This is a genomic window from Flavobacterium petrolei (assembly GCF_003314435.2).
GTDB lineage: Bacteria > Bacteroidota > Bacteroidia > Flavobacteriales > Flavobacteriaceae > Flavobacterium > Flavobacterium petrolei.
In genome coordinates, this window is record NZ_QNVY02000002.1 from 123,076 (window position 1) to 144,983 (window position 21,908).

Here is a 21,908-nt window from a genome sequence, read left to right on the forward strand (position 1 = left end):
TATGAAAAGTTTCATTTTAATATTAGTGACCCTTTTTGGGGTGTCTTCCTATGGCCAAATCCAAAAAGGAAAAGTCTTGGATAGTGATGGTAATCCTGTTGAAAATGCTTATTTGGTGAATACAAATTCTGAAAGCCATGCTCACACGAATGAATTTGGGTTGTTCAGTTTGGATAAAACGCTTTTAGGAGACGTTATCAAAATAACCGCTTTAGGATATAAAAAGTCAAATTACACGATTGTTTCTTCGGATGATATAATCATTCTTGAAGATGATATATTTAGATTAAATGAGATAGTAATCCAACCGAAACTTTCGGCTATGAATGTTATTTCAAAAATAGATTTGCAAACCACTCCAGTGAATTCTTCTCAGGAAATTCTTAGAAAAGTTCCTGGATTATTCATCGGGCAACATGCCGGCGGAGGAAAAGCAGAGCAAATATTTTTGAGAGGATTTGATATCGATCACGGAACAGATATAGCCATTTCAGTAGATGGAATGCCAGTGAATATGGTATCACACGCACATGGTCAGGGTTATGCCGATTTGCATTTTGTCATCCCGGAAACAGTAGAAAAAATAGATTTTGGAAAAGGAACGTATTATGCCAACAAAGGGGATTTTGCTACGGCAGGATACGTTGCTTTCCAAACTAAAGATAAAATAGAAAAAAGCAGTATTGGTGTCGAAGTAGGTCAATTCAACACGCTGAGAACAGTAGGACTTTTTAATCTTTTGGGCAACCAAAAAACACAAAGTGCCTACATTGCCACAGAATATATCTTGACTGATGGTCCGTTTGATTCTCCCCAAAATTTTAACAGAATCAACTTGTTAGGGAAATATTCAGCTATATTAAGTGACAATAGTAAGTTTTCAATCTTGGCTTCTCGCTTTTCCAGCAAATGGGACGCTTCGGGACAAATTCCGCAACGTTTGATTGATAACGGAACAATTTCGAGATTTGGAGCTGTTGATGATACCGAAGGCGGAAATACATCGCGAACCAATTTTAATGCGAGTTTGAGAAAACCAATTGATGAAAATACATTTTTGAAAGCGAATGCTTTTTATTCGAATTACCAATTTGAATTGTACTCAAATTTTACGTTCTTTTTAGATGATCCTATAAACGGAGACCAAATCAAACAAAAAGAAAATCGCGATATCTATGGAATGAATGCGGAGTTGAATAAGAAGACGAAAATAAATGATACTGATGTTTTGTTACAATTTGGAACTGGTTTTCGTGCCGATGCGACAACTGATACAGAGCTTTCACATACTTTAAACAGAAGAACGGTTCTTGAGAATATAAAATTGGGTGATATTGATGAGTCTAATTTGTTTACGTATTTGAATTCCGAATTCAATTTTGGAAAACTTATGATTAATCCTGCCATTAGATTGGATTATTTCAAATTTAATTATCAGGATAAATTAATGGAGAATTACAAAACACAATCGGAATCCAAAGTTAAGTTTTCACCAAAATTGAATTTCATTTATTCGCAAAATAACAATTTGCAGTTTTTTATAAAATCAGGAATGGGTTTTCATTCAAATGATGCTCGTGTAGTGGTTCAAAACAATGGAAAACAGATTTTACCAACGGCAATAGGAACGGATGTTGGTACCATTTGGAAACCATTTCCTAAGTTGATTGTGAATTCAGCATTATGGTATTTGTTTTTGGAACAGGAGTTTGTTTATGTGGGAGATGCCGGAATTATTGAGCCAAGCGGAAAATCAAAACGTATGGGAGCAGAGCTTGGATTGCGTTACCAATTGAACGATTGGTTGTATTTTGATGCGGATGCAAATTATACGTATGCCAGAAGCATTGATGAACCAAAAGGTCAGGATTACATTCCGTTAGCACCAGATTTTACTACAACCGGAGGATTAAGTTTCCAAAAGGTGAATGGTTTTTCAGGAGGAATTAGGTATCGTTATTTAAAAAACCGCCCGGCAAATGAAGATAATTCTATTGTTGCCAAAGGCTACTTTATTTCGGATTTAAATGTTAATTATCAATATAAGAATATCAATTTTGGAATTGCAGTAGAGAATATTTTTGATACTGTATGGAACGAAACGCAATTTGCCACTGAATCTAGGCTTCAAAATGAACCTGAAAGTGTCGAAGAAATTCATTTTACTCCAGGAACGCCTTTCTTCATGAAAGGAAAAATTACCTATACATTTTAAATACCACATTAAGATTTGTTGTTTATTTGTTTGGAAGCCTGGCATTTTCATAGTGTCAGGTTTTCTTTTTTATTTAACTACTGTTTAACTAAAAATTGCTTTGATAAAACAAATTTTTATCTAATTTTATAAAAAATTCAAATATGAAAAATGTATTATTGCTAGCCAGCTGCGCTTTGTTATTGTTCAGTTGTAAAAATCAGGCACAACCTCAAAAATCAGAAACCAATATGAGCACACCATTAGTAGCTAAAGAAACGATTTATCAGTTTAAAGTAGAAGATTTATCAGGAAAGAGTTTTGATTTTGCTTCTTTGAAAGGTAAAAAAATCATAATTGTCAATACTGCTTCTAAATGTGGGAATACACCACAATACAAAGACTTAGAAGCAACCTATAAGGAATACAAAGACAAAGGGTTAGTAATTGTAGGTTTTCCAGCTAATAATTTTGCTTCGCAAGAGCCTGGAACCAATGAAGAAATCGCTACTTTCTGTCAAATGAATTACGGAGTAACTTTCCCAATGATGGATAAAATTTCTGTAAAAGGAGATGATATGGCGGCTATTTATCAGTTTTTGACTCAAAAATCTAAAAATGGCTTACAAGATTCGAAAGTAGAATGGAATTTTCAAAAATACCTAATTAATGAAAACGGAGAATTAGAAAAAGTTATTTCTCCGCAAACTTTAGTAACAGATCCAGAAGTATTGAATTGGATTAAAGCATAAGCAGCTAGCTAGCTAGCTTTATAAATAAAATATTTTAAAAGAGATTTTCAGTCAAATGAAAATCTCTTTTTTTTTTGTGGTTTAAGTAAGTGTCGAATATTTTCTAAACTTTGAACCATTAAGAAATTAAGTTATATTAAGAATCAGCGCTTAATTTTTCTTAATTTCTTAATAGTTTTATTTTTTCCTTTAGAATTTTTCGTTTTTGAAAATTTCAGCTACAGCAGCTTCGTAATTCCGAATACTTTGCGCTTTTTTTATTTTTTTCAAAACCTTATGCGGATTTGAAAACGTAGCCGAAAAATATTCCCATAAATGGTACATCTTCAATAAAATATGGGTTGAACCAGAAAGAGATTCGCTATAAATAGCATACAAAGTATCATGAAAAGCACTAAATAATTCAATTTTGTTGGCAGGATATTCTGAAGTATTATTTTTTATCATACTGGGTAAAAATGGATCCGAAATTAATCCTCGGCCAATCATCCAATGGTCAATAGTTGGAAAGCGTTGCTGCATTTCATGAAATTTAGCCACCGAGGTTATATCACCATTGTAATACAATTTATGTTTGGTATTATCAACACAATGCTGGAAGGCATCTAAGTTTACACCACCTTTATACAGTTGCTTTCCAATACGTGCATGAATCGCAATATTCTTAATAGGATAGGTATCTAAAATAGGTAAAACATCTAGAATTTCTTCGCTGTTTTCATATCCTAAACGCATTTTCATAGACACAATAATGTCAGATTCAGTATGGGCTCTGTGAAGGATATTGTTGATTTTTTCGGGATTACTTATTAAGCCGGAACCCATACCAGACTTAGTCACCATAGGATAAGGACAGCCTAAATTCCAGTTTAACTCTTTATACCCCAATTCTCGAACATATTTTGCTACAAATAAAAATTCATCGGCATCGTTTGTTATCACTTGCGGAATTACCTCTAAATCAAGATTATTCTCTGGAAGCAGGTCGCGTTCGTAAGACGGTTTGATAACCATTTTTCCGTTTAAGCGAATGTAAGGCGAGTAAAAAGTGTCAATTCCTCCAAATAATTTGTTTTGGGCATTTCTAAAACGAAAGTCGGTAAATCCCTGTAAAGGAGATGAAAGTAAGGTATAATCCATGAAATTTTTAGTTGCGCAAATATACTATAAAGTCTCAAGTCTTAAAGTTATAAAATTCATAAAGTCAAAACATAGCACAAAATGAACTACATGATGATAAAATTCGCTTTATTCTAAAATCAATTGCATGAACACAGAGTGCAACCAACGATCAAATTTATAACCGGATTCCTTGATGATTCCCACAGTTTTAAAACCAAATTTCTCATGAAATTCTACACTGCTTTGATTTTCAGCATCAATTACGGCAATCATCGTATGTAATTTTTGATTCTTAGCAAGACAGATTAATTCCTGCAGCAGAATTTTTCCAATACCTTTTCCATGGTGGTCTTGGTTGACATAAATTGAATGTTCAACGGTAAATTTATAGGCTTCGCGAAAACGAAACTCACTATACATTCCAAAACCAACAACTGTCCCATCTAATTCCGCAACAATCACCGGGAAGTTTTTTCCAATTTTTTCTTCGAGTATGGCTTTTTGTTGCTCAAAGGTTCGGATGTTGTAATCATATAGCGCTGTGGAGTGCAAAATATTGTAATTAATTATGTCTAAAATCTCCTGAGTATCTTCCGTTTTGTAAGCTCGTAATCTAATTTCCATGTGTTGTTTATTTGCTTCAAAATTAAGAAATAACCGTTAAAAATAAAGGAAAAAGGGATGCAAGTTTGTAACTTTGTATTTCAGAAAATTTACACAATGATTTACCCCAAAATACCTTTAGCACAAAGCATTATTGAAATTTGTTTGGCCAAAGGAATCACCACCATAATTATTTCTCCGGGCTCTAGAAATGCCCCGCTTACAATTGGTTTTGTAAACAATCCCGCCTTTCAATGTTACAGTATTGCTGATGAGCGTTCGGCTGCATTTTTTGCATTGGGAATTGCACAACAAACCAAGCTACCAGTGGCATTAGTATGTACTTCCGGTTCGGCTTTATTGAATTATTACCCAGCTTTTGCGGAAGCATTTTACAGCCAGATTCCTATGATTGTGATTTCGGCAGACAGACCGCAAAGCAAAATTGATATTGGCGACGGACAAACGATTAGACAAGAAAATGTTTTCGAAAACCATTCACTATACAATGCTAATTTGCATGAAGATGTTTCAGCCGAGAATGATTTAAAAATTAACGAAGCGATTAATACGGCTATCACTCAAAAAGGTCCTGTTCACATCAATGCTCCTTTTGAAGAGCCCTTATATGAAACCGTTTCTGAGCTTTCAGTTAAAGTCAATACTGTTGCTTTCGCAAATGCTACTCAGACGATTTCCATTGAAGATGTTACAGAATATGCATCTATTTGGAACAATTCCACCAAAAAAATGATTCTGGTTGGCGTGAATGATCCGAATGTTATTACTGAAAAAATAATTGAGGCTTTCGCCAAAGACGAGTCGGTTGTAGTGTTAACCGAAACAACTTCTAACTTGCATCATGATACTTTTATCAATAATATAGACACAATAATTACACCTTTTACGAATGAAGATTTTGAAAATTTTCGTCCGGAAATATTGGTGACTTTTGGCGGGATGGTCGTTTCAAAACGAATCAAGGCTTTTTTAAGAAAATACAAACCAAAACACCATTGGCATATTGATTCTTGGAGAGCGTATGATACGTTTGGCGCTTTGACTAAGCATTTTGAAGTTGACCCAAATGTATTTTTTGACACTTTCTTGCCACTTACAGAATCAACACAAAGTAATTATTTCGAGCAATTAGACGCTGTAAAAGCATTGCGAAAGCTAAAAAGTGATATTTATTTAGACAAAATTCCTTTTTCGGATTTTAAAGTTTTCGAAAAAGTGATGCAGTGTTTACCAATCAATAGTCAGTTGCAAATCAGCAATAGTTCAGCGATTCGATATGCCCAATTAATAGATATTGATCCTTCGATTGAAGTGTATTGCAATCGTGGTACTAGCGGAATCGACGGAAGCACTTCTACGGCTATTGGTGCGGCTGTCTCGTCTTTAGGACGAGATGATAAACAAACTGTTTTTATAACAGGAGATATTGGATTTTTGTACGATAGCAATGCGTTATGGAACAATTATATCCCAAAGAACTTCAAGATTATTCTAATCAATAATGGAGGTGGCGGAATTTTTAGGATTTTACCAGGACACGAAGAGAGTCCTGTTTTTAATACATTTTTTGAGACTTCTCATTGTTTAACGGCGGAACATTTGGCTAAAATGTATGGTTTTGAATATAGTATTGCCAGCGATGAAGCTAGTTTATCAAGAAGTTTGACCGCTTTATATGCTCAAAATGAAAAACCAAGTATTATGGAAGTTTTCACGCCCACATTAAAAAATGACAGCATTTTACTGCAATATTTTAAAGAATTAGTCTAATATTTTTTTCTAATTCGTGAAATGAGATGAATTAATGTTTAAATTTGGTTATATAAAAACCTATTAATCAATAACAAAACCTTAATTTATGAGTGCAAGAGAAGAATTAATTGTAAAGTACGCCGCTGATTTAAAAGACAAATGTGGTGTAAGTCCAGACATGGATTTGTTGACAAAAGTAACTATTGGTTGTGGGCCGTCAATTTATAATGCTGATTCGGCAACGGTAGCCGGAAGTCAGCAATCCGAATTAGATACGGTAAAAAACAATTTCTTAATTAAGAAATTAGGACTTACTGACGGACCTGAATTAGATGCGGCAATAGACGCCGTGATGGAAAAATACGGTCGTTCTAACAAGAATAAATACAGAGTGGTAATTTATTATTTACTGGCTGTTCACTTCAAAAAAGAGAGTGTTTACAATTAATACTTAATTTGTAAATGATACCCATAAAAAAAGCGTTTGCCTGAGGCAAACGCTTTTTTGTTTAGTATTGAACGCTTTTTTAACGAATTGGTATTGGAAAAACCGGTAAACTGGAATGTCCTAATGCATCTACAGCTTGAACAGCAAAGAAAAAATTGTCTTTAGAATAGGGGATTTCAGCTTTTGTATCTTTTACAAAAATTGTTTTTTCCCAATGTTGCGATGACGTTTCTCTAATAAGAATGTTATATCCATAAACCGACTTTCCTTCAGGAGCGGTCCAAACTAAAGTAGAAAAATTAGTCAAATCCTTTACTTCAATTCCTACGTTTGTAGGTGCTTTAGGTGACCAAGCCAAATTGCTGAACGTAGCCAAGTTAGAACAGGTCACTTTCTTCATATATTCAAAGTCCATAAACTCTGCAAGATCGCCATATTGAATGTCATTTTCTTTACGTACGTTTTGGTGTTGGTGATCGTAGTTTTCGTTCATTTCACAAAAACGAATCGCTGTAAATCCATTTTGATTGAAAGGAGTGTGATCGCCTCCACGTAAGAAACGGTCGTTGCGATACACTAAATTAATATCCAGTTGCTCTACATATTGATTCGTAACTGTTTTAATGTATCGGGCTAATTGTCTCGATGGACTATCATTATCACGATTGGTTGATTTACGCATTTTTGATTCTGCTTCAGTTTCTAAGAATGGAATTGTTTCACTGAAAACACGAACTTTAGTGTTATCACGTAATAAAGTTCCGCTGGATAAACTGTTTCCAATCATGTCATTATTGATCATCGCAATTACATTCCATTTTCCATCTTTGGCAACATCGGCTAAATGTTTGGCTCCATACAATCCTTGCTCTTCACCAACAACAGCTACAAAAATTAAGGTAAAAGGAAATTCTCTTTGGCTCATAATTCGGGCCAGTTCCATCATGGCAGCTACTCCAGAAGCATCATCATTTGCACCAGGCGCATCTGATTTGGCATCCATTACATCTGAAGCTCGGGAATCTAAATGTCCGCTTATGATCAATACACGGTCATCTGTAGGATCAGTTCCTTTTAAGGTTGCCATCACATTCCCCAACTGGCTGTCGGTGGCAATACGTCTTCCATCAGCTTTGATGGTGAAAAAATCAATCACTGAAGTTAGTCTTCCATTTGATTTCACTGCATATTTATCAAATTCTGATTTTACCCAGCGTTGCGCTGCGCCAATGCCGCGTGTGTTGCTTTTTGTATCGCTCAATGTATGTCGGGTTCCAAAAGATACGAGTTTACGAACTGTAGCTTCCATGTTTTCCGATTTTACTTCGGCAACCATTTTTTTTATTTCGGGATCATCGACTGTGGTTTGTGCGTAATTGGTATGAGAAATGAATAGTAGTAGGAACAAACAGAATATTGAGGTTGGTTTCATTAATAGGTTTTTTTAGTTTTCTCAAAGTTAGTAAAAAAGAAAAAGAAAGTATAAACGAAATTGAGTTTTAGGAATTGTTTACTCTTCTACTATTCGAAATTCTGAAAAACAAAACGTTCTAATCTAGCCCCGATGGAAGCAAGTATCCCACGCTTTTGGGCGTGGATACTGCGGACAGCGGGACAACTCGTCATGAAAAAAGCGGAAAGTTCTGCTCCTAAAAAAGAAAATAGACATCGGATTTGGGCTTTGTTTTTTTGTGGACGGTTTCTTAATTTACTATTTTCAAACTTCGTACCTTTGCGCTTTAGAAATTGAAAGAAAATGATTGAAATAGGAAAATACAATACGCTTACCATACTACGCGATACCAAAGTGGGTTTGTTTCTGGGAAATCCTGAACAAGATCCTGAAGGAATTCATGACATTCTGTTGCCTAACAAGTACGTTCCCAACGAATTTGAAATAGGTGAGGAATTGATTGTTTTTGTGTATCTAGACCACGAAGAAAGACCCGTTGCCACAACATTAGAGCCGTATATATTATTGAATGAATTTGCACTTTTGCGTGTGAATTATACCAATCAAATAGGTGCTTTTATGGATTGGGGAATGGAAAAGGATATTTTGGTTCCGTTTAAAGAGCAGGCACGTCCGATGGAAAAAGGAAAACGCTACTTAGTGTACCTTTATATGGACGAGAAAACCAATCGTTTGGTGGCTTCCAGTAAATTGAATCAGTTTTTAAAAAATGATCACCTAACGGTTGAAAAAGGGGAAGAGGTAGATTTAATTGTTTCTCATATCACTGAATTAGGAATTAACGTTATCATCAACGAAAAGTACAAAGGTTTGATGTACAAAGATGAAGTGTATGATGATGCGATTCGCACGGGAGATCGCATGCGAGGGTATATCAAGACAATTCGTCCGGATAATAAGATTGATGTGGCATTGCAAGTTCAAGGATATCAAAGTATCGAACCGAATGCAGAAAAAATTCTGGATGAGTTAAGAGCGAGCAGAGGTTTCTTGCGTTTGACTGATAATTCACATCCGGAGGACATTAAAACGGTTTTGAAAATGAGTAAGAAAACCTTCAAGAAAGCGATAGGAGCTTTATATAGAGAGAAATTAATCGAAATCAAGGAAGACGGAATTTACTTGGTTAAGGAATAAAAAAAAAGAAAGACTAATCGTAACGGTTAGTCTTTCTCTTTTTAATGTTGTTTTAGAATATTAAATTCTGGCAACATTAAAATAAATTTGAAGTTCAAAGTAGCTTTATCCGCTTCTAAGCGCAATAGTATACTCGATACTATTTTAAAAATATTAACTTAAGCGTAAGTACTCTAAAAGATAGTTTTGTCTTTAAATGTACAATCACTTGCTTACGAGTTAAGAAATAATTTCACAATAAGGCCGTTGGTTTTCTATATATTGGAAGATAATTTTCTAAACAATTGTTTATTAATGTCTCACTTTTGCAAGGACAAGAAAATAGTTCTTTAATTAACCGTAGGTATTACTTTTTATTTTTTACTGCTGGGGCAAATGCTAGCATCATTAGCTCGTTTATCGAGGCTTTGAAAATATTTTTATAAGTTATTACCGTAGAAAAAGGAGCGACAACATTTTTAATTGCATTCAATACATTCTTTTTTTAGGTTAATAAATCAGTGAAGAATCAATAATTAATCAAGATAAAGAATTTGTATTCATCTGATTAGCTTGTTCTAAAATTAAAAATAATTTGAATTAGCGACTGTTAAAATGCTATTTTTTTATTGTTTTTTAACATTTTAAAGCCTTTAATCAGAGAAGGATTACCACAAGCTTATGCAAATAGAATAGATAAAATGTAAAAAATGATTTATTTTTACACTAAAATAATTTAAATCAATTGTAATGGATTGGATCACTGCTAAAGAATACGAAGATATCACTTATAAGAAATGCAATGGCGTTGCCAGAATTGCGTTCAACAGACCAGATGTGCGCAATGCGTTCCGTCCTAAAACGACTGCTGAATTGTATAATGCCTTTTACGATGCTCAGGAAGATACTTCAATTGGAGTAGTTTTATTGTCTGCCGAAGGGCCTTCCTCTAAAGATGGCGTGTATTCTTTTTGTAGCGGTGGCGATCAAAACGCACGCGGGCATCAAGGTTATGTAGGTGATGATGGACAGCATCGTTTGAACATTTTAGAAGTGCAACGTTTAATCCGATTCATGCCAAAAGTAGTTATCGCTGTAGTTCCAGGTTGGGCTGTAGGTGGAGGACACAGTTTGCATGTGGTGTGCGATTTGACTTTGGCGAGTAAAGAACACGCTATTTTCAAACAAACGGATGCCGATGTAACGAGTTTTGACGGTGGATACGGTTCGGCTTATTTGGCTAAAATGGTGGGACAGAAAAAAGCACGCGAGATTTTCTTCTTGGGACGCAATTATTCTGCTCAGGATGCTATGGATATGGGAATGGTGAACGCTGTGATTCCGCATGCTGAATTAGAAGATACAGCTTACGAATGGGCACAGGAAATTTTGCAAAAATCTCCAATGGCGATTAAAATGCTAAAATTTGCGATGAATCTTACCGATGATGGAATGGTGGGACAACAGGTTTTTGCTGGTGAAGCAACAAGACTTGCTTATATGACCGAAGAAGCTAAAGAAGGAAGAAACGCATTTCTGGAGAAAAGAAAACCGAATTTTGAGAAAAAATGGTTGCCATAAAAAGTTTAATATTTAAAGTTTAAAGTTGTTTTAAAAATGAACTTTAAACTTTTATACCTTAAGCTTTAAACTAAATTTTATAAATGGAAAATTTCACAAACGAAACAATTGATACGCGCCAACTTCCAAAATTTGAGGAAGTCACTTTTACGAATTTACATCCTAAATACATTTGGGTGGTATTGATTAATTTGGCGTTATTTATTGGAATACTTATTCTTGTTCCAATATTGTTTTCCATGTTTAAACCCGAACTGTTTTCTGGAAGAGTCTGGTTAATCATAGGTGTCGTGATTCCTATATTCTCAGTTTTGTTGGTAGCATTTTCTATTATTGGATTTAAGAAAAAAGGATTTGCTTTCCGAGAGCATGATGTGCTTTTCAGGTTCGGATTAATTGCTACAAATACAATTGTAATTCCTTATAATAGAGTACAGCACGTGGCTTTGCATGAAGGATTAATTTCACGGTATTTTGGTCTGGCCAAAATTGAAATTTTTACAGCCGGTGGAAGTTCCAGTGATATTGAAATTCCGGGAATCGAAAAAGAACAAGCCGAAAATATCAAACAATTGTTAATGGGCAAAATACAAAAGCAATTGTAATGGGAGCCGATTTTAGTCAGCCGCAAAGGCAATCTTCAATAGGAATTTTGGTGATGTTTTTTTACACGCTTCAGCAATACGCCAGAGCGTTGTGGCCTATGATTGTGATTTGGATTTTCAAGTTTGACGAGGTTAATAAATTGTATTTTTTCCTTGGGATGATTGCCGTATTTGTAAGTATTGGAGTTATTTCTTATTTGAAATACCTGAATTTTACTTTCTTTTTGGATTCCGAAAATGAAGAATTTATCATTACAGAAGGCGTTTTTAATAAAACCAAAACCTCGATTCAACTGCGTAAAATCCAACAAGTAAATATCAATCAGTCTTTTATTCAAAAGTTAATTGGGGTTTATGAATTGGATGTAGACACTGCCGGAAGCAATAAAAAAGAAGGTACAATCAAAGCGATTTCTCATGAATTGGCTTTGGAATTGAAATTCCGTTTATTAGAAAATGAAGAGCTAAAGACTACAATTGGAACTGAAACAATTGCATTGGAGGAAACTGAGCAAAAACTATTTGAAGCTGCGCATCCTTTCATAAAAATAAGTTTTTTGAGTTTGCTGAAAGTTGGAATTACGTCTAATTATGGCAGAAGTATCGCTTTACTGGTGATTTTTTTTACCACGATTTACGAAAATTTTCAAAATTTTGGAGATGAAAGCAAAGTTTACGAAGAAAAAGTAGGTTCGTACATCGATAAAAACTTAGTGCTGCAAACTATTTTAACATCGATAGTGTTGTTGTTTGTAGTGGTTTTGGTTGTGAATGTAATCCGTACTGTTTTCAAATATTATGATTACAAAATAACCCGACAAAAAGGGTCTTTGCTATTGTCTTTTGGGTTGTTAAATACGAAAAGTACCATTATCAAACCTGAAAAAGTTCAGATTACGACCGTTAAAAGGAATTATTTCCAAAAGAAAATGGGGATTTTAGAACTTAAAATCAAACAAGCGACAAGCGGAGAAAAAGAAGAACGAAAATCAATAATTGAAATTCCGGGATGTAGTGAAGCAGAGAGAGATTCGATATTGAGATTATTGTTTCATAAAATTCCTGAAAAAGGGTTGATGTTGCAACCTAATTTTCGTAAACTTATTTTTTCTGTTTTTATTTCAATAGGATTACCTTTGTTTGGATTTTTAGGGATTGGATATTGGCTTGAGCCTATAATTTTTGAATATAGTTATATGGTACCGGTGTATTTAGTTGTTATTGGATTAATCCAGTATTTTAGATTTAAGAATAACCGATTATTCATTCACGAGAATTTTATAATAAAGCAAAGTGGTGCTTGGGACATCAGCAATGATATTATTGAGCCCAGTAAAATACAAGCAATTACAACGTCGCAGCTTTTCTGGCATAAAAAGTTGAATATTGGTTCCATAACATTGCATACTGCAGGAGGAAATATTGCTTTTCAGTTAGCGAATTATTCAATAGTAAAACAACAAGTCAACCTTTGGTTGTACGAAATAGAAACTTCCGATAGTAATTGGATGTAAACAAAATGGTTTAAAGTGTAAGGTTACAAGTTGTATGCGCAACAAATCTTAAGTTTTAAGCTGCAAATTTTTAAATAAAAAAATATGAAACATTGGATTGAAGCCGCACGATTACGAACCTTACCCTTATCGGTTTCTGGAATAATAGTGGGTAGCATGTATGCTTTGGCACACCCAACAGATAGTATATTAACGCCAACAGAGGTCTTTAATTGGCGATTGTTTGGATTTGCTATATTGACAACATTAGGATTGCAAATACTGTCCAATTTTGCCAATGATTATGGAGACGGAATGAAAGGAACGGATAATGAAGATCGAGTAGGGCCAAAGCGCGCGATACAAAGCGGTGTGATTACTCCACAAGCTATGAAACGTGCCATTATAATGACATCAGCCTTGACGTTACTTTCAGCGATGTTGTTGATTTATTATGCGTTTAGAGATACAAATCTATGGTATTCCTTTTTCTATTTAGTATTGGGAATTCTGTCAATTGTATCTGCCATTCGATACACGGTTGGAAATACGGCGTACGGCTACCGTGGATTTGGTGATGTATTTGTGTTTGTATTTTTTGGATTGGTGAGTACTTTAGGAGTGAATTTTTTATACTCCAAACAATTGGATGCGTTGTTGGTTTTGCCGGCGGTCGCTATTGGATTATTGAGCGTGGGTGTTTTGAATTTGAACAATATGCGAGATGAAGCATCGGATAGAAAATCAAATAAAAACACGATTGTTGTAAAAATTGGTGGAGCCAAAGCTAAAATATACCATTACATTTTGATTGTAACGGCGATGGTTTTGGTGTTGATTTTTGCATTTATTGACGAATTTCATTTTGATCAATACTTGTTTTTATTGGCTTACATTCCTTTAATTAAGCATTTAAATACGGTCTATAAAAATCAAAACGCTAAGGAATTAGATCCTGAATTAAAAAAACTAGCATTGAGTACTTTTGCACTTTCAGTTTTATTGTCGTTAGGTATGATTTACTTTTTTTCGGATATCATTGTGAATACTTTTTTAGGCGGGAGATAAATTAATAATCAAGTAGGGAATTATTCCATTTTTAAATCAATAAATATGAAAATAACATTTTACGGTCATGCATCATTAGGAATTGAAGTTGGTGGCAAACACATCATTGTAGATCCTTATATTTCTGCAAATCCAAATGCAGCGCACATTGACATTGACACTTTAAAAGCGGATTATATTTTGCTTACGCACGCCCACGGGGACCATATTCTCGATGTCGAGGCAATTGCCAAAAGAACGAATGCGGTAATTGTTTCCAATGCTGAAATTGCGGGTTATTATGGGGCAAAAGGCTTTCAATCACATCCCATGAATCACGGAGGAAGTTGGAATTTCGATTTTGGAAAACTGAAATATGTAAATGCGATTCATTCCAGTTCTTTTCCTGACGGCAGTTACGGAGGAAATCCGGGCGGTTTTGTCATCGAGGGAGAACATAAAAACGTATACATCGCTGGTGATACGTCGCTTTCTATGGATATGAAACTCATTCCTATGCGAACCAAGCTGGACTTAGCGATTCTTCCGATAGGCGATAATTTCACTATGGATGTCGAGGATGCCATCATCGCTTCTGATTTCTTGGATTGCGATAAAATTCTGGGCTACCATTACGATACTTTCGGTTACATCGAAATTGACCATGAGGAATCCATTCGTAAATTTTTCAACAAAGGAAAAGATTTGATGTTACTGGAAATAGGAAGTTCCATAGACTTGTAAAGTCATTGCGAGTTTTTCGAAGCAATCTCCTGCTATTCGCTTGTATCTTTACTTGCTTAAAAAAGCAAGTAAAGGATACCGCTGTTATCAGGGCTAGGTTAATCGTTGCTATAACACTTTATCAACTTTGCTAAAACTTTGTGTTTAAATTTTAAAGAATTCCAAGTCAATCATGCATAAAAAGAATTTTATCGTTTTATTTTTGTTGCTAATTACTGCAAATACCGTTTTCTCTCAAAAAGACGGCTATTGGGATAAAACCCGAGCTACAACTGAAGAAATATCGGTTTCCGCAAGAGACAGAATCATCATAAAAACCCAAGATTTTCCTGAAGGTACCACCGAAGTCGTTTACAGAATAACACTTTTGGATAAAAATCAGCAAATGGCGGGCAGTTTAGTTTCGGTTTTAAAAGCTATTCCAGATCCTACAGGAATAAGTCAAGGTTCAGCAGGAGCAGTTTTTATCTTGTCAAAAATCTCAGGAGATGACAAATGCAAGTATGCAGTTTTCTCTAGCGCTGAATTAGCTGCAAAATACAAAGAAAACGGAAAAACAGATGATGCTTGTTTGGTTCAAGATACACCAGTCAGTAAAGACGCCAAGCGACTATCTAAAGAGAAATCTGCTTGTATGCAATCGAATTCAGGGAATTTATGGTTTGGTTTCGAAAGTAAAAACTGGATTATGAACCAAAAAATCATTCTGGAAGTCGTGCCGTGGGTCGATAATAAACTAAGTCGCGGTTGGACGCTTGAAAACAGAAAAGCAATCATCGATCAATGCAAAACGTCTAATTTGGCTCAAAAAATGACCAATTCAGATGATTTTTGCGTTTGTATCCTCGATAGAATACAATCCAAGTACAAGTATAAGGAATTCCAAAAATTATTGACTGTAGAGCGTGCTAAAGCGTTCAAGGATTTTGGAAACAGTTGTTTTGGCGAAAGCAGTCTTTCTAAAAGCGTGTATGATGATTTGCGCAAGCAAGCCGTTACATTAGCAAAACAAGGAAAGCAAGGCGAAGCTATTCAGAAACTGACAACGATAATCAATGATGGAAAAGCAACTGCTTTGGATTACAACGCAATAGGAAGTAGTTATGTGTTGACGAAGCAATACGGTAAAGCGATTAAATTCCTGAAAGAAGGCGAGAAGCTTGATGATACGGAGTTGCTGATAAAGCTAAATTTGGCGCACGCCTATTTATTGAATGATAATTATGCTTCAGCAAAAGCCATTTATAAAGAGTATCTGTCTCAAAACGTTACGGATAGCTTGAGTTGGACTCAAAAAATAAAACAAGATTTTGCAGCTTTCAAAAAAGCGGGAATAGTTTCCGATGACTTTGAAAGAGTTTTGAAGTTGATGGAAAAATAGATTGAAACTTAAATGACTTATATGTTTTAAAGAAGCGATTAATTTGTTTTTACCATATAAGGCATTTAAGTTTTAATAAAATTAGTCAGATACAAGTATGTTAGATTAAAAATAACTCATAATTTAAAATTTCTTGAAAGCAACCTACCACAAATACATTCTGGATTTCAAACGACCATCAGGAACATCCCGTGGCGTTATGACCGAAAAAGAAACTTGGTTTATTTTCTTAGAACAGGACGGTAAAAAAGGAATAGGAGAGTGCGGAATCCTTCGCGGACTGAGTATTGATGATCGTTCGGATTATGAAGAAAAATTGAAATGGACTTGCGACAATATTAACTTGGGAAAAGACCAGCTTTGGGAAGCATTATTAGAGTTTCCTTCTATACAATTTGGAGTCGAAATGGCGTTCCAATCTTTAGTGAGTGAAACTCCTTTTTTACTCTTTCCTTCGGACTTTACAAATGGTACAAAATCCATCTTGATAAACGGTTTAGTTTGGATGGGTGAGGAGGCTTTTATGAAGCAGCAAATCGAAGAAAAATTAGCAGATGGTTTTACATGTATCAAACTCAAAATAGGAGCTATAGATTTCGATAAAGAACTGCAATTATTACACTTTATACGGGAACATTTCACTCCGGAACAAGTCGAAATTCGGGTAGATGCTAACGGTGCTTTTGATTCAGATTTAGCTTTAGATAAATTAATTCAACTAACTGAATTTAAACTGCATAGCATTGAACAACCGATACAAAAAAATCATACTGACAGGATGGCAGAGCTGTGTAAAACCACTCCTTTTCCTATTGCTTTGGATGAAGAGTTGATTGGTGTGTTTACTTTGCCAGAAAAAGAACAATTATTAGAGAAAATCAAGCCGCAATACATCATTTTAAAGCCAAGTTTTGTAGGTGGTTTTCGAGGCACTCAAGAGTGGATTTCATTGGCTGAAAAGCATAAAATCGGGTGGTGGATTACCTCAGCTTTGGAGAGTAATATTGGACTCAATGCCATTGCGCAATGGACCTTTTTACAGCACAATTTGATGCCTCAGGGATTAGGAACCGGAGCGCTTTATAACAATAATTTTGACTGTCCATTGGAAGTTTCAGAGGGACAATTATGGTATAAAAATGAATTGAATTGGGCGTTTGATTTTGCCCTTTTGAAATAGATTATTTCGTAGTTTTCTTTTGTTCACCGTCTCCCAATAAAACCGATAACGTCTTTAAGCTTGATGTTCGGTCCGCAATCAACTTTGCTATACTGATGAAAGGAATGAACAGAATCATTCCTGCAGCACCCCATAAAATACCGCCCACAATTACCACAATAATTATAACCAATGTGTTTATTTTCAAGCGACTTCCTACTGCAAATGGAAATATAATATAGGCTTCAAGCAATTGCACGATAGAAAAAACGACAATAACGGCTAACGGATACCAAATGGAATTATACGTTATCCAGGAAACTGCAATGGGCAAAAGAGCGGATATCATGATTCCGACATACGGAATAAAAGTTAAAATTGAGGCTATAAATCCAAACAGAAAGGGATTTGGTACCCCAATTATCCAAAGTCCAATGCTGTTTAATAAACCAACTATTAAATAAACTACCAACATTCCTTTAATGAAATTGTAATATTCATGAATAGTTTCCACAAGGATTTCATGAATGGTATTTTTTCTTTCAGGAGGAAAAAGCTCATATAAGGCATTCGATAACATCTGGCGATGGAAAAGTATTAATGTAGAGAAAACAGGTATCATGATTAGAAAAAATGCTGATTCAGATAGAGAATAAGCGGTGTTTCGAACGATTGAAAGGGCTTGTGAACCGGAGTTGTTGAGTATATTATTAATGAAATCATTTTGTTTTTCCAAACTAATATCAAATCGTTCCGAAATACAAAGGCTCAATTGATTTACGGTTTCGGTTAATTTTAATCGCAAGGTTTGCCATTCTTGAAGGAATTCTGAAAATTGCGCGATTAGTAAGTAGATTATTCCTCCAACCAAAAGAGTTACTCCTAAAATAGAAATGAAAATAGCAATTCCTTTGTTTATTCCTTTTGTTTCCATCCATTTACAAATAGGATATAAAATAAAACCAATGAGTAAAGAAAAACTTAACGGAATAAATAGTGTTTTGCCAAAATAGAGCAGTAGACAAGCTAAGACTATCAACTGAAGAATTTCTAAAACAGAATATTTTCTGTCTGAGTGAAATATAACGGGTGTTTTAGAAGATTGCAACATACAAATTTGTTTTTAAATCCGTTTTTACGATTCGTATTGTAATACGATTTTTAATAAAAGTACGAATTTTAACGTGCAGAAATGCGGTAAATTGAATGTTTCTTATAATTAGATTTTAGTATCTAATAATCGTCTGTGGTAATTTATTTGTCCTAAATGATAGGCTAAGTGCGTAGTCAAATGGATAAACATAAATTCAGTTGAAGTTTTATTCTCGAAAACTAAAAGGGGATATTCTGTATTTAAATCTTCTTCAGAAATACCATTAAGCGCATTGTTAACCGCAATTCTCGTTGCTTCGATTTTTGAAAGCAATTCTGTTTTTGGGATGTCTTTCAGTGAAAATTCGAGTGCTCTGTTTCTGATATATCCGGTTTTTCCAAACTGCGCACCAATGTAAGTATTTAAGTTTCCAATTAAATGCAAACACAGATTTCCCGCTGAATTGCTAATGTTACTTTCAATTTTCCAAAGATTAGTTTCATTTTGGTACGATTCAATTTCAAATTTTAGCATGTTTAAATCCCTATTGAAAAGTTTTTTTAGAGTTTCAATCAGCATGACGGGTATCTTTATATTTTTTCAGAGATAAGAGTGCTTTTTTGTGAATTTTTTTCTGAAAAAAACCTGTCCATCCAAATAGATGTCCGGTAATTCCAAAAGCTTGTTTCGACCACTTAAACAGGTCAAATTCATCTGTATGTTTAATTATTAGTCCGTCTTTGAACTGAAATTGTGCCTGAATTACGTTGACTACTTTTCTATTGGTTTTGCTGAAGTTGTAAGTGGCAATCCATTGTGCAGAACCTAAATACTCAGTGGCTTTTATAGCTGAGTACTCGATTTTAATATTTCCGTTACTTTTTTCTATCAACATTTTCCACATTTGGCAAACATCATTTCCTTTCAATAATCCGAAAACAGGATCGCGAAATTGTATCGTTGAATCGTAACATTCACACATTGTTGCCGCATCGGCATTTGAAAAAGCAGAATAGAATTTTACCAGGGTTTTCTCGTTGTCAGTCATATTTTACATTAATTGAGTAGTAAAATTACTAATTTTTTGCGAAAATTCACACTTTCAAATCTAATTTGGAACTTGCAATAATAAACGAAACGCTTTTATTATAAAATTATTAAAAAAATAATGATTCCAATCCATTGGATTATGAAGCATTTATACTTTTAAATTTTGAACAAAAAAAAGGATAGAATTTTAAGTTTCTATCCTTTTTGTGTATTTATAAAATGTATTCTCTACTTATTTAACAGCAGGGATGATATCAATAATTACGGTACGGTTGTAAAAACGTTCCTCTGGAGTTTTATTTTCAAAAGGAGAATTATTTTCATTTTCACCAAAGCCAGAAACTTCAAATTTGACATCATTTCTACCAGTTTTAGCTAAAGCATTTGCAATGATATTTTTTGCATCATTTGCACGTGCAAGAGATAATCCTTGATTATACACTTCTTCACCAATAATATCAGTATGCCCTTTTATAAGAACCGTTGCTCCTACAGGAATTTTTGGTGTAACTACTTCAGTAAGGTATTTTTCATACATCGTAATTGCTTTTGACGTATTGAATTCATAAATGATACTGTAGCGCATGCCATCTTCCATTTTTGCAGGGGTCCAAAGTGTCACGTGAACCGGAATTTCTTTCTCTATAATTTTACCACTTTTAGTTTGACCAATCATTTTTACTTTATAATCTCCTTCTGGACGACTACCTAAAATTGATTTTCCAGGAATTTTAACTTCTTCCTCAGTATAAGGTCCAAAAGATTTTACTTTTCCTTGTTCATCAGCTATTTGTAATGACCAAGACGATAATGCTTCACCAGCTCCTTTATTATTAAAGGTTACATAACTGTCAACTGGTGCTTCTTGTAACGCAACAATCTGAACTGGTTTCAATGGTGCATCAGGGCCACTTTGAAATTCCATCAATAAATCAGTACTATTACTTTCAATAGAAACTCTGCGATCTCCTTCACGTAATAATACTAATTCTAGAGTTCCTCCAGGTTGTTCGGATGGGATATTTGGCTTATCTTGACCTTTAGTTGTAATTCTAATTGCATTTATAGCAAATACGTTTACTAAATACGTTTTCACTGATTCTGCCATTGCAAGACCATCTGTATTGCCATTATTAGATGAACCCACCAAAGTAATTGTCGCTGAAGGATTTTTTTGCATACGATCTCCAAGGATGTTCAACACGTTATAATAAACGGTCATTTGACGTTTAGAGCGATCTGATAAATTTTTAGGAGCAAATGTTTCCAATTGATCTTCTTTGAAATCTTTCACTTGATCTTTTGTCAATGAAACATAACGGTTTGGAATTTCAGTTGATCCTTCATTAAAGAAAACATAATTTCTAAGTGGGAAAACTTCAGTCATTCTTTTTTCACCTTGAACATTGCTAGGCGAATTTACAGTAAAATCAACCTCACGGTCTTTTACCATATCCGTAGCTTCTTGGATATTTTGTCCTTGACCAAATTTAAGGGCTACACCGGCTCTAATTGTAGTGTTGTTCCATGTTTCTGTAGACCGTGGATTTTGACCAAAATAGGGTTGGAACGAAACAAAAGGAGATAAAACAAATTGTGTTTTGTTGCTATCAGATGAAAGTGGAATATCATATCCAGCGCCAATTTGCATGGACAAAATAGTTTTTTCAATTTCACTAAAGTCACCCGGAACCGCAGGAGAAGCCTCCTGGTCAGGAAATGCCGGATTAATACCTAATTGATACTCAAATGATTTATCCAGATTGAAAGCTAAACGTGGACCGCCATAAAGGTAGAAATTAGATTTAAACGGAGCAAAACGCACGCTAGGTTCTACCGTGATGTAGCTAAGATCAGTAGATAAATCTGCAGGGCAGTCGCAATCGGTAAGCACCTGATCAAAAGATCCTTTACGGCTATCATAACCTGCTTGTAACATAACTCCCCATCTGGAATCAGCCGGACGATATTCTAAAAGTGGCGCAATAAAAAGTCCAACACCGTCTCCATCATGAAAAGTAGCAGGAGGTGTAAAAGCAGCATTTAGCTGATTTGTAGAACCACGGTAAAAATTAAAATTTGATCCACCAGCAACACCAAAGTACCAAGAAGGTTTTGCATATTTAACTGCTTGTGCTTCCTGTGCTTGTATAGGTGTTTGAGCACTTAACCATGACAAAGCAATTATCGCAACGCTTTTAATTTTAAGGTGATTCGGAGACCATGCAACACATGGTTTCTCAGTATATTTAGTTTTTGATTTCATTTTTGTG

Annotated in this window: 19 protein-coding genes; 12 read left to right on the plus strand and 7 right to left on the minus strand. The window is 34.7% G+C overall.

Going from position 1 to position 21,908, the window contains the following annotated elements:
* Window position 1: 1 nt before the first annotated feature.
* Together DR871_RS07020 and DR871_RS07025 are read left to right on the plus strand one after the other, a co-directional pair.
* The gene (locus tag DR871_RS07020) at window positions 2–2,215 is read left to right on the plus strand and encodes a TonB-dependent receptor (RefSeq protein ID WP_113665936.1); all 2,214 of its coding nucleotides are present in this window, start codon (window positions 2–4) and stop codon (window positions 2,213–2,215) included.
* Between the two features lie 143 nt (window positions 2,216–2,358).
* On the plus strand, window positions 2,359–2,946 hold the full coding sequence (locus tag DR871_RS07025) for a glutathione peroxidase (protein WP_113665935.1): 588 nt from the start codon (window positions 2,359–2,361) through the stop codon (window positions 2,944–2,946).
* Between the two features lie 189 nt (window positions 2,947–3,135).
* Here the strand turns inward: DR871_RS07025 and DR871_RS07030 are convergent, their stop codons facing one another.
* Window positions 3,136–4,086 carry a tRNA dihydrouridine synthase gene (locus tag DR871_RS07030; RefSeq protein ID WP_113665934.1) on the minus strand — a complete coding sequence of 317 codons (951 nt, stop codon included), beginning with the start codon at window positions 4,084–4,086 and terminating at the stop codon, window positions 3,136–3,138.
* Between the two features lie 108 nt (window positions 4,087–4,194).
* Window positions 4,195–4,692, minus strand: coding sequence for a GNAT family N-acetyltransferase (locus tag DR871_RS07035; protein ID WP_113665933.1), 498 nt, complete (start codon window positions 4,690–4,692; stop codon window positions 4,195–4,197).
* A gap of 96 nt (window positions 4,693–4,788) precedes the next feature.
* Between DR871_RS07035 and menD the strand changes: the two genes are divergently transcribed.
* Window positions 4,789–6,462, plus strand: a complete 1,674-nt coding sequence (gene menD, locus DR871_RS07040) for a 2-succinyl-5-enolpyruvyl-6-hydroxy-3-cyclohexene-1-carboxylic-acid synthase (protein ID WP_113665932.1) — start codon at window positions 4,789–4,791, stop codon at window positions 6,460–6,462.
* A gap of 88 nt (window positions 6,463–6,550) precedes the next feature.
* Window positions 6,551–6,892: a DUF2853 family protein gene (locus DR871_RS07045; RefSeq protein ID WP_113665931.1), complete on the plus strand. Its 342-nt coding sequence runs from the start codon at window positions 6,551–6,553 to the stop codon at window positions 6,890–6,892.
* Between the two features lie 79 nt (window positions 6,893–6,971).
* On the opposite strand, the gene DR871_RS07050 is transcribed toward DR871_RS07045, so the two are convergent.
* Window positions 6,972–8,324: a M28 family metallopeptidase gene (locus DR871_RS07050; protein WP_113665930.1), complete on the minus strand. Its 1,353-nt coding sequence runs from the start codon at window positions 8,322–8,324 to the stop codon at window positions 6,972–6,974.
* 324 nt (window positions 8,325–8,648) lie between these two features.
* On the opposite strand from DR871_RS07050, the gene DR871_RS07055 reads away from it, so the two are divergent.
* From DR871_RS07055 to DR871_RS07090, 8 genes are all read left to right on the plus strand, one after another.
* Window positions 8,649–9,503, plus strand: coding sequence for a CvfB family protein (locus tag DR871_RS07055; RefSeq protein ID WP_091170327.1), 855 nt, complete (start codon window positions 8,649–8,651; stop codon window positions 9,501–9,503).
* Window positions 9,504–10,232: 729 nt separating this feature from the next.
* Window positions 10,233–11,063, plus strand: coding sequence for a 1,4-dihydroxy-2-naphthoyl-CoA synthase (locus tag DR871_RS07060; protein WP_091170323.1), 831 nt, complete (start codon window positions 10,233–10,235; stop codon window positions 11,061–11,063).
* 83 nt (window positions 11,064–11,146) lie between these two features.
* Entirely contained in the window at window positions 11,147–11,668 is a 522-nt protein-coding gene (locus DR871_RS07065) for a PH domain-containing protein (protein WP_113665928.1), read from the plus strand.
* Window positions 11,668–13,182, plus strand: coding sequence for a PH domain-containing protein (locus DR871_RS07070; RefSeq protein WP_113665927.1), 1,515 nt, complete (start codon window positions 11,668–11,670; stop codon window positions 13,180–13,182). The genes DR871_RS07065 and DR871_RS07070 overlap by 1 nt, the downstream gene beginning before the upstream one ends.
* 84 nt (window positions 13,183–13,266) lie before the next feature.
* Window positions 13,267–14,229, plus strand: coding sequence for a 1,4-dihydroxy-2-naphthoate octaprenyltransferase (menA, locus tag DR871_RS07075; protein WP_113665926.1), 963 nt, complete (start codon window positions 13,267–13,269; stop codon window positions 14,227–14,229).
* 45 nt (window positions 14,230–14,274) lie between these two features.
* Complete coding sequence (locus tag DR871_RS07080; protein ID WP_113665925.1) at window positions 14,275–14,952, plus strand: metal-dependent hydrolase; 678 nt, start codon at window positions 14,275–14,277, stop codon at window positions 14,950–14,952.
* Window positions 14,953–15,124: 172 nt separating this feature from the next.
* Window positions 15,125–16,333 (plus strand): tetratricopeptide repeat protein, encoded by a 1,209-nt coding sequence (locus DR871_RS07085; RefSeq protein ID WP_113665924.1) that lies wholly within the window; start codon window positions 15,125–15,127, stop codon window positions 16,331–16,333.
* 133 nt (window positions 16,334–16,466) lie between these two features.
* Window positions 16,467–17,513, plus strand: coding sequence for an o-succinylbenzoate synthase (locus DR871_RS07090; protein ID WP_113665923.1), 1,047 nt, complete (start codon window positions 16,467–16,469; stop codon window positions 17,511–17,513).
* 1 nt (window position 17,514) lies between these two features.
* Here DR871_RS07090 and DR871_RS07095 read toward each other — a convergent pair whose 3' ends face one another.
* The 4 genes from DR871_RS07095 to DR871_RS07110 all read right to left on the minus strand — a co-directional run bounded on the left by DR871_RS07095 (window position 17,515) and on the right by DR871_RS07110 (window position 21,901).
* Entirely contained in the window at window positions 17,515–18,603 is a 1,089-nt protein-coding gene (locus DR871_RS07095) for an AI-2E family transporter (RefSeq protein ID WP_113665922.1), read from the minus strand.
* Window positions 18,604–18,711: 108 nt separating this feature from the next.
* The gene (locus DR871_RS07100) at window positions 18,712–19,164 is read right to left on the minus strand and encodes a DinB family protein (RefSeq protein ID WP_207209798.1); all 453 of its coding nucleotides are present in this window, start codon (window positions 19,162–19,164) and stop codon (window positions 18,712–18,714) included.
* The gene (locus tag DR871_RS07105; RefSeq protein ID WP_113665921.1) at window positions 19,154–19,633 is read right to left on the minus strand and encodes a nuclear transport factor 2 family protein; all 480 of its coding nucleotides are present in this window, start codon (window positions 19,631–19,633) and stop codon (window positions 19,154–19,156) included. The genes DR871_RS07100 and DR871_RS07105 overlap by 11 nt, the downstream gene beginning before the upstream one ends.
* Before the next feature lie 234 nt (window positions 19,634–19,867).
* Complete coding sequence (locus DR871_RS07110; RefSeq protein WP_113665920.1) at window positions 19,868–21,901, minus strand: OmpA family protein; 2,034 nt, start codon at window positions 21,899–21,901, stop codon at window positions 19,868–19,870.
* Window positions 21,902–21,908 lie beyond the last annotated feature (7 nt).

Bases quoted from the DNA above. Each gene is read 5' to 3' on its own strand.
- DR871_RS07035 (WP_113665933.1), bottom strand. From the start codon at position 4,692: ATGGAAATTAGATTACGAGCTTACAAAACGGAAGATACTCAGGAGATT.
- DR871_RS07080 (WP_113665925.1), top strand. From the start codon at position 14,275: ATGAAAATAACATTTTACGGTCATGCATCATTAGGAATTGAAGTTGGT.
- DR871_RS07050 (WP_113665930.1), bottom strand. From the start codon at position 8,324: ATGAAACCAACCTCAATATTCTGTTTGTTCCTACTACTATTCATTTCT.
- DR871_RS07055 (WP_091170327.1), top strand. From the start codon at position 8,649: ATGATTGAAATAGGAAAATACAATACGCTTACCATACTACGCGATACC.
- DR871_RS07025 (WP_113665935.1), top strand. From the start codon at position 2,359: ATGAAAAATGTATTATTGCTAGCCAGCTGCGCTTTGTTATTGTTCAGT.
- DR871_RS07110 (WP_113665920.1), bottom strand. From the start codon at position 21,901: ATGAAATCAAAAACTAAATATACTGAGAAACCATGTGTTGCATGGTCT.
- DR871_RS07020 (WP_113665936.1), top strand. From the start codon at position 2: ATGAAAAGTTTCATTTTAATATTAGTGACCCTTTTTGGGGTGTCTTCC.
- DR871_RS07100 (WP_207209798.1), bottom strand. From the start codon at position 19,164: ATGCTGATTGAAACTCTAAAAAAACTTTTCAATAGGGATTTAAACATG.
- DR871_RS07030 (WP_113665934.1), bottom strand. From the start codon at position 4,086: ATGGATTATACCTTACTTTCATCTCCTTTACAGGGATTTACCGACTTT.
- DR871_RS07095 (WP_113665922.1), bottom strand. From the start codon at position 18,603: ATGTTGCAATCTTCTAAAACACCCGTTATATTTCACTCAGACAGAAAA.
- DR871_RS07070 (WP_113665927.1), top strand. From the start codon at position 11,668: ATGGGAGCCGATTTTAGTCAGCCGCAAAGGCAATCTTCAATAGGAATT.
- DR871_RS07065 (WP_113665928.1), top strand. From the start codon at position 11,147: ATGGAAAATTTCACAAACGAAACAATTGATACGCGCCAACTTCCAAAA.
- menA (WP_113665926.1), top strand. From the start codon at position 13,267: ATGAAACATTGGATTGAAGCCGCACGATTACGAACCTTACCCTTATCG.
- menD (WP_113665932.1), top strand. From the start codon at position 4,789: ATGATTTACCCCAAAATACCTTTAGCACAAAGCATTATTGAAATTTGT.
- DR871_RS07060 (WP_091170323.1), top strand. From the start codon at position 10,233: ATGGATTGGATCACTGCTAAAGAATACGAAGATATCACTTATAAGAAA.
- DR871_RS07085 (WP_113665924.1), top strand. From the start codon at position 15,125: ATGCATAAAAAGAATTTTATCGTTTTATTTTTGTTGCTAATTACTGCA.
- DR871_RS07105 (WP_113665921.1), bottom strand. From the start codon at position 19,633: ATGACTGACAACGAGAAAACCCTGGTAAAATTCTATTCTGCTTTTTCA.
- DR871_RS07045 (WP_113665931.1), top strand. From the start codon at position 6,551: ATGAGTGCAAGAGAAGAATTAATTGTAAAGTACGCCGCTGATTTAAAA.